A 16,017-nucleotide genomic window follows, 5' to 3' on the forward strand; every position below is an offset into this window, starting at 1 on the left:
ACTGGTGTCGGGCACCCTGCGCCGCGACGAGGGCGGCCCGGACCGCGTCCTGACCGCACTGGCCCAGGCCTGGGTGCGTGGCGTCGACGTCGACTGGGCCCCCGCCGTCGAGGGTGGGCGCCGCGTCGCACTGCCCACCTACCCGTTCCGCCGCGAGCACCTGTGGGCGATCGCCGAGCCGGTGGCGACGCTGCGTGAGTCCGACGCGGCCGAGGTCGCGTTCTGGGACGCCGTCGACGCCCAGGACCTCGACACCCTGAGCTCCGACCTGGACCTCGACGCCGGGACCGACGGTGTCTCGCTGGCCGCGGTGCTGCCCACACTCGCCGACTGGCGTCGCCGGCACCGCGAGCGCGACACCCTCGACGCCTGGCGTTACCGCACGGTGTGGAAGCCGCTGCCGAACACCGCGCCGGGGACGCTGGAGGGCACCTGGCTGCTCGTCGGCACCGGGGACACCGGGAGCACCGGGGCCGACGGCGCCGTGGTGCGGACGCTGCGCGAGCACGGTGCCGAGGTCCGGTACGTGGAGCTCGACCCCACCGGCACCGACCGGGCCGAGATCGCCGCCCGTCTGGGCAGCGGCCCGGTCGCCGGGGTGCTCTCCCTGCTCGCCGCCGACGAGCGGCCGCTGGCCGAGGGGACGGCGGACGAGCAGCCGTCGCTGACCCGCGGCGTCGCGCTCACCGTGGCGCTGATCCAGGCTCTCGGGGACGCGGGCGTCACCGCGCCGCTGTGGTGCGTGACCACGGGTGCGGCGAGCACCGGACGCGCCGACCCGGTCACCGCTCCGCTGCAGGCGCTCGTGCAGGGCGTCGTGTGGACCGCGGCGCTGGAGCACCCGGAGCGGGTCGGCGGCACCGTCGACCTCCCCGCCGAGCTCGACGAGCGGGCCGCAGCCCGCCTGGCCGGCGTACTGGCCGGGTACACCGGCGAGGACCAGCTCGCGCTCCGCGACTCCGGTGTGTTCGCCCGCCGCGTCGTGCGGGCCGCCCCCGGCGACGCGGCCGGCGGCCCCGGCTGGACCCCGCGCGGCACCACCCTGCTCACCGGCGGCACCGGCACCCTGGCCCCGCACATCGCCCGCTGGCTGGCCCGCCGCGGCGCCGAGCACCTGGTGCTGACCAGCCGCCGCGGCCCGGACGCCCCGGGCGCCGCGCAGCTGCTCGCCGAGCTGGCCGAGCTGGGCACCGAGGCCGAGATGGTCGCCTGCGACCTCGGCGACCGCGACTCGGTCGCGGGACTGCTGGAGGGCCTGCGCGCCGAGGGCCGCACCGTGCGCACGGTGCTGCACACCGCGGTCTCGATCACTCTGGCCACGATCGACGAGACCGGCCCGGAGCAGGTCGCCGACGTGCTGCGGGCCAAGGTCGACGGTGCCCGGCACCTCGACGAGCTGCTCGACGACGACCAGCTCGACGCGTTCGTGCTGTTCTCCTCGACCGCCGGGATGTGGGGCAGCGGGGCGCACGCCGCCTACGTGGCCGGCAACGCCTACCTGGCCGCGCTCGCCGAGCAGCGCCGTGCCCGCGGGGTGCCCGCGACCGCGATCTCCTGGGGGATCTGGGCCGACGACCGCGACCTCGGCCGGGTCGACGCCGACCAGATCCTGCGCAGCGGCCTGGTGTTCATGGACCCGGCCACGGCGCTGGCCGGACTGGCCCGCGCGCTCGACGAGCGGGACACCGTGCTCGCCGTCGCCGACATCGACTGGGAGCGCTACCACCCGGTCTTCACCGCGGTCCGGGAGAGCACCCTGTTCTCCGAGCTGCCCGAGATGCGCCGCCCCGCCGCCGCACCGGAGCCCGCCGCGGCCGCCGCGGGCGGAGCACTGGCGACCCGGCTGGCCGGGCTCAGCCCGGCCGACACCGACCGCGTCCTGGTCGACATCGTGCGCGCCGAGGCCGCCACCGCGCTCGGCCTGTCCGGACCGTCCGAGCTCGGCGAGCGGACCGCGTTCCGCGACGTCGGGTTCGACTCGCTGACCGCGGTCGAGCTGCGCAACCGGCTGGCCGCCGCGACCGGACTGACGCTGCCCACCACGACGGTGTTCGACCACCCGAACCCGGTCGCGCTCGCGGCGTTCCTGCGCTCGATGGTCACCGGCGACACGGCCACGCCCCCGACCGGCCCGGTGCCGGCCGCCGCCGTGGACGACGAGCCGGTCGCGATCGTCGCGATGAGCTGCCGCTACCCGGGCGGGGTCGGCTCGCCCGAGCAGCTGTGGGACCTGGTCACCGGAGGTGTGGACGCGGTCTCCGGGTTCCCCGCGGACCGCGGATGGGACGCCGAGGCGATCTTCGACCCGGACCCCGACCACCCCGGGACGACCTACTCCACCCAGGGCGGCTTCCTGCACGACGTCGCCGACTTCGACGCCGACTTCTTCGGCATCTCGCCCCGCGAGGCGCTGTCGATGGACCCGCAGCAGCGGCTGCTGCTCGAGACGGCCTGGGAGGCGTTCGAGCGCGCCGGGGTGGACCCGGCGACCCTGCGCGGCAGCACCACTGGCACCTTCGTCGGTGCCAGCTACCAGGACTACTCGGCGGGCGCCGGCGAGGGCGGGTCCGAGGGCCACATGGTCACCGGCGCGCTGTCGTCGATCCTGTCCGGGCGGGTGGCCTACCTGCTCGGGCTGGAGGGGCCGGCGATCACGCTGGACACTGCGTGCTCGTCGTCGCTGGTGGCGCTGCACCTGGCGTGCCGCTCGGTGCGCAGTGGTGAGAGCTCCCTCGCGCTGGCCGGCGGTGTGTCGGTGATGTCCACCCCGGACGCGTTCATCGGCTTCAGCCGGCAGCGGGCGATGGCGGTCGACGGCCGTTGCAAGGCCTACTCCGACTCCGCCGACGGGATGACCCTCGCCGAGGGCGTCGGGCTCGTGCTGGTCGAGCGGCTGTCCGAGGCCCGGCGGCTGGGCCACCCGGTGCTGGCCGTGATCCGCGGCTCGGCGATCAACTCCGACGGCGCGTCGAACGGCCTGACCGCCCCGAACGGGCCCGCGCAGCAGCGGGTGATCGGTGCCGCGCTGGCCGACGCCGGGCTGACCCCGGCCGAGATCGACGTCGTCGAGGGCCACGGCACCGGCACCGCCCTCGGCGACCCGATCGAAGCACAGGCGCTGCTGGCCACCTACGGCCAGGACCGGGAGCACCCGCTGCTGTTGGGCTCGGTGAAGTCCAACATCGGCCACACCCAGATGGCGTCCGGCATCGCCGGCGTGATCAAGACGGTGCTGGCGATGCGGCACGGCGTCGTGCCGCGCACGCTGCACGTCGACCGGCCGTCCACCCACGTGGACTGGAGCGCCGGCGAGATCACGCTGGCCCGGGACGAGTTCTCCTGGCCACGGACCGGGCGTCCGCGCCGGGCCGCGGTGTCCTCGTTCGGGCTGAGCGGCACGAACGCCCACACCGTGCTCGAGCAGGCCCCCGACGAGGCCGAGGACGTGACCGAGCCGGCGCAGGTCTGCGTGCCGGTGATCGTCTCCGGCCGCTCGCGGGAGGCGCTGAAGGCGCAGGCTGCGGCGCTGCGGGAGCGTCTCGCCGAAGGGGTGCACCCCACCGATCTGGCCTACTCGCTGGCCACCTCCCGCGGGCTGTTCTCCCACCGCGCCGCGGTCGTGACCGGGGGCCCCGACAGCGACCCGGACGCACTCGACCGCGCGTTGTCCGCGATCGCCGACGACCGGCCCGACCCGGCCCTGATCCGCAACGACACCGCGGGCGCCGGCCCGGCACGCGGCGGCCTCGCCGTGGTGTTCACCGGGCAGGGCAGCCAGCGGCCCGGCGCCGGACGTGAGCTCTACCGCGCGTTCCCGGCGTTCGCCGACGCGCTCGACGAGATCCTCGCCCGATTCGACACCGAGCTGGACCGTCCACTGCGCGAGGTGATGTTCGCCGAGGACGGCAGTCCCGACGCCGCCCTGCTCGACCGCACCGGGTACACCCAGCCCGCGCTGTTCGCGATCGAGGTCGCGCTGTTCCGCCTGGTCGAGTCCTGGGGCGTGCACCCGGACCAGGTCGCCGGGCACTCGATCGGTGAGCTGGCCGCCGCGCACGTCGCGGGCGTGCTGTCCCTGGACGACGCGTGCACTCTGGTCGCTGCCCGCGGTCGCCTGATGGAGGCGCTTCCCCCGTCCGGCACGATGATCGCCGTCGAGGCCTCCGAGGACGAGGTGACCCCGCTGCTCACCGACGGCGTCGCGATCGCCGCGGTGAACGGGCCGCGCGCGGTCGTGGTCTCCGGGGACGCCGACGGGACGCGTGCGGTCGCCGCACAGCTGGCCGCGGGCGGTCGCCGCACCCGCGAGCTGACCGTCAGCCACGCGTTCCACTCGCCGCTGATGGACCCGATGCTCGCGGAGTTCACCGCGATCGCCTCCCGGCTCCGGTTCCACGCCCCGCGGATCCCGCTGGTCTCCGACCTGACCGGGGAGCCGGTCGACGCGGAGGCGGTCACCACGGCGCAGTACTGGGCCGACCACGTCCGCGGCGCCGTCCGGTTCGCCGACGTCGTCCGCGGCCTGGTCGCGGCCGGAGCCGGCGCCGTGCTGGAACTGGGCCCGGACGCGGTGCTCACCGCGATGGCCCGGGACACCCTCGACGCCGACGGCCTCGGCGCGGACGTCGCGCTGGTGCCGAGCCTGCGCCGGGACCGCCCGGAGGCGGCCGCGCTGACCGCGGCCCTGGCCGGGCTGGTCGTGCACGGCGCGCAGACCGAGCTCGGCGCGTTCTTCGCCGGCACCGGCGCCCGCCGGGTCGACCTCCCGACCTACGCCTTCCGGCGTCGCCGGTTCTGGCCGGAGCCGACCGCTGCCGGCGCCACGCCCACCGGCACGACCGACCCGGTGGACGCCGAGTTCTGGGCCGCGATCGAGCACGCCGACCTGGACACACTCGCCACCGAACTCGAACTCGACGGTACGACGCTCGGCACGGTGGTCCCGGCGCTGTCGTCGTGGCGACGTCGCCGGACCGAACGCAACGCCGTCGACGGATGGCGCCACCGCGTCACCTGGGCGCCGCTGCAGTCCTCCCGCGACGCCGTCGTCGACGGGACCTGGCTGCTGGTCGGCACCCCCGACACCGCGCCGCTCGCCGACGCGCTGGCCGGCGTGCTGGGGCAGCGGACCGTGCGGTTCGAGACCACCACCGCCGAACGCTCCGACCTGGCCGCTGGGCTGACCGCGCGGCTGGCCGAGGCGGCCGCGCCGGTGACCGGCGTGGTCTCGCTGCTGGCGACGACCCCCGGCGAGGTGACCACCGCGGCCGGGCCGGTCCCGGCCGGGCTGGTCGCCACCACCACGCTGCTGCAGGCACTCGGCGATGCCGGGATCACCGCGCCGCTGTGGGCGCTGACCCGCGGCGCGGTGTCCACCGGACGCTCGGACCCGCTGCGCTCGCCCGAGCAGGCGGCCGTGTGGGGCCTGGGCCGGGTCGCGGCGCTGGAACACCCCGACCGCTGGGGCGGCCTGGCCGACCTGCCCGGCGACGCGTCGGCGTCCGACCCGTCGGTGCTGCGCCGCCTGGCCGGAGCGCTGGCGGCCACCCCGGGCTCCGGGGAGGACCAGATCGCCGTCCGTACGTCCGGGGTACTGGGCCGGCGGCTGAGCACCGCGCCGGACACGACACGCGCTGCCGACGGCGTCGACCTCGCCGACCTGGCCGGTTCCACCGTGCTGGTCACCGGCGGCACCGGCGGGATCGGTGCCCGGCTGGCCCGGCAGCTGGCCGGGGCCGGTGTCGCGCACCTGCTGCTGGTCAGCCGGCGCGGACCGGACGCGCCCGGCGCGGACCCGCTGCGTGCCGAGCTCACCGCGCTCGGCGCCGGGGTCACCCTCGTCGCGGCCGACGTCGCCGACCGCGACGCGATGGCCCAGGTCCTGGCCGGGGCACCGGCGGACGCGCCGCTGCGCGCGGTGTTCCACACCGCGGGCGTCGTCGACGACGGCGTCCTGGACGGGCTCACCCCCGAGCGGCTCGGGACCGTGCTGCGGGCCAAGGCGGGCGCCGTCGCGGTGCTCGACGAGCTCACCGCGGACCACGACCTGGCCGCGTTCGTCCTGTTCTCCTCGGTCGCCGGCACCATCGGCGCCGCAGGGCAGGGCAACTACGCCGCCGCGAACGCCGTGCTCGACGCCGCCGCCGTGGTGCGGCGTGCCGCAGGGCGCCCGGCCACCTCGGTGGCGTGGGGCCCGTGGGACGAGACCGGCATGGTCGCCGACGGGGACGGTGTCGCGCGTCGCGTCGCCCGCGGGGGCCTGCACCCGATGGCACCCGAGCGGGCGCTGGGCGCGCTGTGGACCGCGCTGGCCCACGGCGACACCACTGTCGTCGTCGCCGATGTCGACTGGAGCCGGTTCGCCCCGGTGCTCTCGGCGTCCCGCCCGGCCCCCCTGGTCGCCGACCTGCCGCAGGTGCGGGCGCTGGCGCCCACCGCGGTCGAGGCCGGTCCGGCGGCACCGGACCTGGTGCGCACGCTCGCCGCGCGGCCGGACGCGGAACGGGCCGGTGTGGTCGCCGAGCTGGTCACCGCCACGGTGGCCGGTGTACTCGGCCACGGTGACCCGTCCGCGATCACCGCGGACCGGGCGTTCACCGACCTGGGCATGGACTCGCTGACCACGGTCGAGCTGCGCAACGCCCTCGGCGCCGCGACCGGCCTGACCCTGCCCACGACCGTCGTGTTCGACCACCCGACCCCCGGTGCGCTCGCCGCGCACCTGCTCTCCGAGCTGCGTCTCGGCGAGCCCGCGGCGGCGGTCCCGGCCCACCGGGCCGCCTCTGCCGGGACGGGCCACGACCCGGACGACCCGGTCGTGATCGTCGGCATCGGCTGCCGCTACCCCGGCGGGGTCACCTCGCCGGAGGAGCTGTGGGACCTCGTCGACGCTGGTCGTGACGCCATCACCGGCTTCCCGGCCGACCGCGGCTGGGACCTGGAGTCCCTGGCCGCGGGCGGCTCGGACACCGGCCACGGCGGGTTCTTGCACGACGTCGCCGACTTCGACGCCGGCTTCTTCGGCATCTCCCCGCGTGAGGCGCTCGCGATGGACCCGCAGCAGCGACTGCTGCTGGAGACCGCGTGGGAGGCGTGCGAGCGGGCCGGGATCGACCCGCGCAGCCTGCGCGGCGCCGACGCCGGCGTGTTCGTCGGCACCAACGGGCAGGACTACCCGCAGATGCTGCGCCGCGCCCGCGCCGACGTCGCCGGGCACGTCGCCACCGGCAACACCGCGAGCGTCCTGTCCGGGCGGCTGTCCTACGTCCTCGGGCTCGAGGGGCCCGCGGTCACCGTCGACACCGCCTGCTCGGCGTCGCTGGTCGCGCTGCAGTGGGGCGCGGCGGCACTGCGCTCCGGCGAGTGCTCGCTGGTGTTCGCGGGCGGGGTCTCGGTGATGGCCGGGCCGGACTCGTTCCGCGAGTTCTCCACCCAGTCCGGGCTCGCCCCGGACGGGCGGTGCAAGGCCTTCGGTGACGGCGCCGACGGGACCGCCTGGTCCGAGGGCGCCGGCGTGCTGGTCCTGGAACGCCTGTCCGACGCCCGCCGCCACGGCCACCCGGTGTGGGCGGTCGTCCGCGGCGGAGCGATCAACCAGGACGGCGCGTCGAACGGGCTGACCGCGCCGAGCGGGCCCGCCCAGCAGCGGGTGATCCGCACCGCGCTGGCCGACGCCGGGCTCGGCCCGGCCGACGTCGACGCCGTCGAGGCACACGGCACGGGCACCACGCTGGGCGACCCGATCGAGGCCGGTGCCCTGATGGCCACCTACGGCGCCGACCGCACCGAGCCGCTGCGCCTCGGCGCGCTCAAGTCCAACATCGGGCACAGCCAGGCAGCCGCCGGTGTCGGCGGCGTGATCAAGATGGTGATGGCGATGCGGCACGCCACGCTGCCGCGCACCCTGCACGCCGAGACCCCGTCGTCGCACGTGGACTGGGCCGCGGGCGCGGTCTCGCTGCTCGTCGAGGCGACGCCGTGGCCGGAGCGCGACCGCCCCCGCCGGGCCGGCGTCTCGGCGTTCGGTGTCAGCGGTACCAACGCGCACGTCATCGTCGAGCAGGCCCCGGCCGAAGCCGAGGCCGAGGCCCCCGCCGCGGAACCGGTCGGGCACGTGCCGTGGGTCGTCTCCGGCGCCGGCCGGGCCGCGCTCGACGACCAGCTCGCCCGCCTGGACGGGCACCCCGGCTCCCCGGTGGACGTCGGATGGTCGCTCGCGACCGGCCGCACCGCGTTCCGGCACCGGGCCGTCCTGCTGACCGACGGCGACACCACCACCGAGGTGGCCCGCGGCACCGCCACCACGGGCGGCCGGCTGGCCGCGCTGTTCACCGGGCAGGGCTCGCAGCGCCCGGGCATGGGGCGGGAGCTGTACGCCCGCTTCCCGGTGTTCGCCGACGCGTTCGACGCCGTCTGCGCGCACCTGGACACCGAGCTGGACCGCCCGCTGCGCGACGTCGTCTGGGGGGAGGAGCCCGGCGAGCTGACCCACACCGGCTACGCCCAGCCCGCGCTGTTCGCGATCGAGGTGGCGCTGCACCGGCTGCTCGAGTCCTGGGGCGTCGTCCCGGACGTGCTGGCCGGGCACTCGGTCGGCGAGATCGCGGCCGCGCACGTGGCCGGGGTGTTCTCGCTGGCCGACGCGTGCACGCTGGTCGCCGCGCGCGGCCGGCTGATGCAGGCGCTGCCCACCGGCGGCGCGATGGTGGCGCTGGGTGCCTCCGAGGACGAGGTGACCCCGCACCTGACCGGCGGTGTCGCGATCGCCGCGGTGAACGGCCCGACCTCGGTCGTGGTCTCCGGCACCGAGGCCGAGGTCGAGGCCGTGGTCGCGCGGTTCGCCGACCGCCGGACCACGCGCCTGCGGGTGAGCCATGCCTTCCACTCGCCGCTGATGGACCCGATGCTCGACGACTTCCGCCGGGTCGTGCAGGGTCTGGAACTCGCGGAGCCCACCCGGCCGGTGATCACCGCCCTGGCCGGCACGACCGGCGCGGACATGGCCGGGCCCGACTACTGGGTCCGCCACGTCCGGGAGCCGGTGCGCTTCGCCGACGCCGTCGCCGGGCTCGTCGCGGCCGGCGCCACGGGCTACCTGGAGATCGGCCCGGACGGCCCGCTGTCCGCGATGGCCGCGCCGATGATCGACGACCCGGACGTGGTCTGCGTGCCGGCACTGCGCCGTGACCGCGACGAGGTCGCCACCCTGACCACCGCGGTGGCCCGGCTGCACGTCACCGGGGTGCCGGTGGACTGGGCGCGCTGGTTCGACGGCACCGGCGCCCGCCGCGTCGACCTGCCGACCTACGCGTTCCAGCGGTCCCGCTTCTGGCCCGAGCCCGCACCCGCAGACGCCGCCGGCACGGACCCGGTGGACGCCGCGTTCTGGGACGCCGTGGAACGCGGGGACCTGGAGTCGCTGGCCGGCACGCTGCACGTCGGCGACGACACCCTCTCCGCGATGGTGCCGGCGCTCTCGGCGTGGCGCCGGGACCGTCGCGAGCGCACCGCCGCCGACGGGCTCCTCTACGCCACGACCTGGCGGCAGATCACCGACCGCGAGATCACCGACCGGGCGACGCCGGAGCAGGCACCGCGGGTGCTGCTGCTCGTCCCGTCCGGCACCGGCTCCCATGATCACCTGGAGCACCTGGACGCGATCCGGGTCGAGGTCGGCCCGGACGGCGACCTGACCGGAGCGGAGACCGACGTCGACGTCGTGCTCTCGCTGCTCGACACCGCCCCGGCGGAGCTGCTCGCGGCCCTGGACCGGGCCGGGGTGGACGCACCGCTGTGGTGCGCCACCCGCGGAGCCGTCGCGGTCGACCACACCGAGGCGCCCACCGACCTGGACGCGGCCGCCCGCTGGGGTGCCGCCCGGACCACCGCCCGCACCGCGCCCGAGCGCTGGGGCGGGATGATCGACCTCGACCTCACCCCCGACCTCGACGCCACGGATGCCGCGGCGCTCGCCGAGGCCCTGACCGGCCACCACGGCGACGAGATCGCGGTCCGCGGCGGGCGTGTCCTGGCCCGCCGGCTGGTCCGCGCGGACGGCACGACCCGGCCCTGGACGCCGACCGGGACGGTGCTGGTCACCGGCCCCGCCGACGGTCTGGGCGGGCGGATCGCCCGCCGGGTCGCCGCCCGCGGCGCGGAACGCGTGCTGCTGCTCGACCCGGCCGGCCCGGACACCCCCGCGGCCGTGACGTTGCACGAGGAGATCGGAGTGACCGTCGTCGCCACCCGCGCCGCCGACTACTCCGCCGACCGCGCCCCCGCCTTCGACGGCGACACCCCGACGGCCGTCGTGCACGCCGAACCCGCTGGCCGCAGCGCCGTCGACGGGGCGCTCGCCCTGGACGCGGCACTGCCCGACGTGGACGCGTTCGTCCTGTGCACCACGATCGCCGCGACCTGGGGCGTGCGCGGGCAGGACGCCGACGCCGAGACCGGCGCCGCCTACACCGCCATCGCCGAGCGCCGCGCCGCACGCGGCGCGTCCGGCACGGCCCTGGCCTTCGCGGCCTGGAGCGGCCTGGTCGAGAACTCGATGGCCGCGCACCTGCGGCTCAACGGCCTGCCCACCCTCGACCCGGACCGGGCACTGTCCGCGCTCGGCGCGGCGGTGGCCGCGGGCACGTCGGTCACCGTGGCCGACGTCGACTGGGCGACGTTCGCGCCGTCGTTCGCCCCCGGGCGGATCGCGGCCCTACTCGACGAGCTGCCCGAGGCCCGGCGCGCGATCACCGACACCAGCACCGCCCCCGCGGGCGACGCCGAGCTGTCCGCCCGCCTGGCCGGCCTGACCGCCGAGCAGGGCGCCGAGGTGGTGCTCGACCTGGTCCGGGCCGAGGCGGCCCACGTACTGGGCCACGACGGCCCGGCGGCCGTCGAACCGGACCTGCCGTTCACCGACCTCGGGTTCGACTCGCTCACCGCGGTCGACCTGCGCAACCGGCTCACCGCGGCGACCGGGCTGACGCTGCCGGCGACCCTGGTGTTCGACCACCCGACCCCGGACGCGCTGGCGGAGCAGCTGCGCAGCGAGCTGACCGGGCAGCGCAGCGCGGTCGCCGACACCTCGGTGACCGTGGCCGACGCCGACGATCCGGTCGTGATCGTCGGGATGAGCTGCCGCTACCCCGGCGGGGTCCGTTCCCCGGAGGACCTGTGGCGGCTGCTGACCGAGGAGACCGACGCCGTCGGCGGGCTGCCCGTCGACCGCGGCTGGGACCTCGACCGGCTCGCCGCCGGGCGGGGCGTGTCCCGCGCAGGCGGGTTCCTGCACGACGTCGCCGACTTCGACCCCGGCTTCTTCGGCATCTCACCACGCGAGGCGATGGTGATGGACCCGCAGCAGCGGATCGTCCTCGAAGCCGCACAGGAGGCGTTCGAACGGGCCGGGATCGACCCGTCCACGCTGCGCGGCAGCGACACCGGCGTGTTCGTCGGCGGCGGCACCGGTGACTACCGGCCGCCGTCGGGCCAGGAGGGGCACTCGGCCACCGCACAGTCGGCCAGCCTGATCTCCGGCCGGCTGTCCTACACCTTCGGGCTGCAGGGCCCGGCCGTCACCGTGGACACGGCCTGCTCGTCGTCGCTGGTGGCGCTGCACCTGGCCGCGCAGGCGGTGCGGGCGGGGGAGTGCTCGATCGCCCTCGCCGGCGGTGTCACGGTGATGTCCACCCCCGTCGGGCTCGTCGAGTTCGGCGAGATGGGCGCGCTGTCCCCGGACGGGCGGTGCAAGGCGTTCTCCGACTCCGCCGACGGCACCGGCTGGTCCGAGGGTGTCGGCCTGCTCGTCGTCGAGCGCCTGTCGCAGGCCCGCCTGCGCGGCCACGAGGTACTCGCGGTGCTGCGCGGCTCGGCCACCAACCAGGACGGGGCGTCGAACGGGCTCACCGCGCCGAACGGCGGCGCCCAGCAGCGCGTCATCCGCCGCGGGCTCGCCGTGGCGGGGCTCTCCCCGGCCGAGGTCGACGCCGTGGAGGCACACGGCACCGGCACCACGCTCGGTGACCCGATCGAGGCCCAGGCCCTGCTCGCGACCTACGGGCAGGACCGGACCGAGCCGCTGCTGCTCGGGTCGGTGAAGTCCAACATCGGCCACACCCAGTCCGCCTCCGGTGTCGCCGGCGTGATCAAGATGGTGCTGGCGATGCAGCACGGAACCCTCCCGGCGACCCTGCACGTGGACCGGCCGTCCTCGCACGTCGACTGGTCGGCCGGCTCGGTGTCGCTGCTGACCCGGGCGCGGCCGTGGCCGGAGACCGGCCGACCGCGCCGGGCCGCGGTGTCCTCCTTCGGCGCCAGCGGCACCAACGCCCACGCGATCCTGGAGCAGGCACCGGCCGTCGAGGCACCGGCGGCACCGCGGACCTCCCGGACGGTCGTGCCGGTACCGGTGTCCGGCCGCAGCGCGGCGGCACTGCGCGCACAGGCACAGCGGCTGCGCGAGCACGTCGCCCGCACCGGCGACGGCGTCGCCGACATCGCGTTCTCCGCGGCCACCACCCGGGCCGCCTTCGAGCACCGCGGCGCGGTCGTCGCCGCGACCCACGACGAGCTGCTCGACGGGCTGGCCGCACTCGCCGAGGGCCGTCGCGGACCGGGCGTCGTCGACGACCGGGCCGTGCGGCGGGGCAGGACCGCGTTCCTGTTCGCCGGGCAGGGCTCGCAGCGCCTCGGGATGGGCCGGCAGCTCCACGAGCGCCTCCCGGCGTTCGCGGCCGCGTTCGACGAGGTCTGCGACCGGCTCGCCGGCCACACGGACGTGGACGTGCGTGCGGTCGTCCACGGCACCGACGCCGACGCGCTCGACCGCACCGGCAATGCTCAGCCAGCGTTGTTCGCACTCGAGGTGGCGCTCTACCGGCTGCTCGAGTCGTGGGGCGTGACGCCGGCGTTCGTGGCCGGGCACTCGGTCGGTGAGATCGCCGCCGCGCACGTCGCGGGCGTGCTGTCGCTCGACGACGCGTGCGCCCTGGTCGCGGCGCGCGGCCGGCTGATGCAGGCGCTGCCGACCGGCGGCGCGATGGTCGCGGTCTCGGCCACCGAGGAGGAGGTCACGCCGCTGCTCACCGCGGGGGTGGCGATCGCCGCGGTGAACGGGCCCACCTCGATCGTCGTGTCCGGGGACGCGGACCAGGTCGAGGCCGTGGTCGCGCCGCTGCGCGAGCAGGGCAGGCGTACCCGGCGACTGTCGGTCAGCCACGCGTTCCACTCGCCGCTGATGGACCCGATCACCGAGGACTTCCGCGCGGTCTGCGCCTCGCTGACCTTCCACGCGCCGTCGATCCCGGTGGTGTCCACGCTGACCGGCCGGATCGCCGAGGACGGGGAGCTGGGTGACCCGGAGTACTGGGTGCGCCACGCCCGCCACGCGGTGCGCTTCGCCGACGCGGTGACCACCCTGGCCGGGCGCGGCGTGACCGTGTTCGGCGAGCTCGGCCCGGACAGCACGCTGGCCGCCCTGGCCCGGGAATCGCTCCCCGATGGCGACACCGCGACCGTCGCCGGGCTGCTGCGGCGCGACCGCGACGAGGAGACCACCCTGATCACCGGGCTGGCGACGCTGGCCGCGGGCGGGGCGGGCGTGGACTGGCCCGCGTTCTTCGCCGGTACCGGGGCGCGACGGGTCGCGCTCCCGACCTACGCCTTCCAGCACGCCCGCTTCTGGCCGGAGCCCGTCGCCCCGGCCACGGCGGCACCGGCCGGCGCGGCCGGCGACGACTCGGCCTTCTGGGACGTCGTCGAACGCGGCGATCTCGCCGGGCTGGCCGGCACGCTGGGCGTCGAGCACGGCGAGCTGTCCGCGGTGCTGCCCGCACTGGGGGAATGGCGCCGCCGGCACCGCGAACGTTCGGTCACCGACGGCTGGCGCCAGCGCATCACCTGGACCCCGCTGACCGACCTGCCCCGGGCCCGGCCGTCCGGGACCTGGCTGGCCGTGCTGCCCGCCGGTCTGGCCGGCGACGCCTGGGTGCGCGCCACGCTGGACGCGCTCGGCACCGGCGTCGTCCCGCTCGAGGTCGGGGCCGGTACGCCGCGCGCCGAGCTGGCCGCGCAGCTGAGCCCGCACGTCGGCGCCGTGTCCGGCGTGCTGAGCCTGCTGGCACTGGCCGACCCGGAGCCGGACGCCGTGGTACCGGCCGGCACCACGGCCACCGCCACGCTGGTGCAGGCGCTCGGCGACGCCGGGCTGCCCGCACCACTGTGGGCGGTCACCCGCGGGGCCGTCTCGGTCGCCGCGACCGAGGCACCGGCGCGACCGGAGCAGGCCGGGGTGTGGGGCCTGGGCCGGGTGGCCGCGCTCGAGCACCCGGACCGCTGGGGTGGTCTGGTCGACCTCCCGGAGGCAGCGGGTGACATCGACGACGCCGTCGCCGCGCGGCTGGCCGCGATCCTGGCCGGCCACGAGCACGAGGACCAGGTCGCGATCCGGGCGTCGGCGGCGTTCGGCCGCCGGCTCGTCGCGGCCGGGGACAGCGACGACGACACGGCCTGGGAGCCGACCGGCACCGTGCTGATCACCGGCGGCACCGGTGCACTCGGTGCGCAGGTCGCGCGGCACCTGGCCACGACCCGCAGCGACGACGGACGGGCCCCGCACCTGCTGCTCGCCGGGCGCCGCGGGCCGGACGCACCGGGTGCGGACGATCTGGTCGCGGAGCTCACCGGGCTCGGCGCACAGGTCACGGTCGCGGCGTGCGACGTCGCCGACCGCACGCAGCTCACCGCGCTGCTCGACGGTGTCGGTGACGAGCGGCCGCTCACCGCCGTCGTGCACACCGCGGGCGTGCTCGACGACGGCGTCCTCGACGGCCTCACCCCCGAACGGTTCGCCGCGGTGTTCCGGTCGAAGGTCACCTCGGCGCTGCTGCTCGACGAGCTGACCGGCGACCTGGACGCGTTCGTCCTGTTCGCCTCGGCCTCGGCCGCGGTCGGCAACGCCGGGCAGGCAAACTACGCCGCGGCCAACGCCGTGCTGGACGCGCTGGCCGAGCGTCGCCGCGCCACCGGCCGGGCCGCGACGTCGATCTCCTGGGGGGCCTGGGGCGGTGCCGGGATGGCGGCCGGTGCCGACGCCGAGGAGGTGTCGCGGCGCACCGGCGTCACACCGATGGACCCGGACCGCGCGGTGGCGACGCTGCGCCGGCTGGCCGGGGGACATCAGGCCACCGCGGTCGTGTCCGACGTCGACCTGGCGCGGTTCGTGCGAACGTTCACCGCGGCCCGCCCGAGCCCGCTGCTGCGCGAGCTGCCCGGCTACGCCGATCTGGCGGCCACGACACCGGAGCCCGCGGGCACCGACAGTGGCCCGTCGCTGCGGGAGAAGCTGGCCGGACTGTCCCCGGCGCGGCGCCGGCGGACGCTGCTGGAGCTCGTGTGCGGCCGTACCGCCGACATCCTCGGCTACGGCGGTGCCGACGAGATCGGGCCGGACCGCGCGTTCCGCGATCTGGGCTTCGACTCCCTCGCCTCGGTGGAGCTGCGCAACCAGCTCGGCGCGGCGACCGGGCTGAGCCTGTCGGCGACGCTGGTCTTCGACCACGCGACGCCCGGTGAGCTCGCCGACCACATCGGCACCGAGCTCGGAAGCGGGTCCGGCAGCGGACCCGACAGCGGATCGGACCCGGGGCCGGACGCGCAGGAGGCCGAGGAGGCCGGGATCCGGGCACTGCTGGCGAGCGTGCCGCTGGAGCTGTTGCGTGAGTCCGGGTTGCTGGACCCGGTGCTCGCACTCGCCGGCAGCCCCACCCACGGCCACGCGGGCGGCAACGGGCACGCAGCCGCCGACGGCCACACGGCCGGCAACGGCAACGGCCACGCGGCCGCCAACGGCAACGGCAACGGGCACGCGGGCGGCAACGGGCACGCCGCCGCTCACGGCCCGGACGGCGACGACGGCGCGATCGACGACATGGCGATCGATGGCATGGCGATCGACGACCTCGTCCGCGCTGCCCTGGACAACGAGCACGACGAGGACCGGAGCGCACGATGACCACGTCC

General features: G+C 76.6%; 1 protein-coding gene (cut by a window edge). It reads left to right on the top strand.

The window, feature by feature from the left end:
* On the top strand, positions 1 to 16,009 hold the 3' portion of the coding sequence (locus tag XF36_RS05000; RefSeq protein WP_060711076.1) for a type I polyketide synthase. It extends 12,353 nt beyond the left edge of the window; 16,009 of the gene's 28,362 nt are visible here — the last part of the coding sequence; its start codon lies off the left edge, out of view; the stop codon is at positions 16,007 to 16,009.
* Positions 16,010 to 16,017: the final 8 nt, after the last annotated feature.

Source organism: Pseudonocardia sp. HH130629-09 (assembly GCF_001294645.1).
Taxonomy (GTDB): domain Bacteria; phylum Actinomycetota; class Actinomycetes; order Mycobacteriales; family Pseudonocardiaceae; genus Pseudonocardia.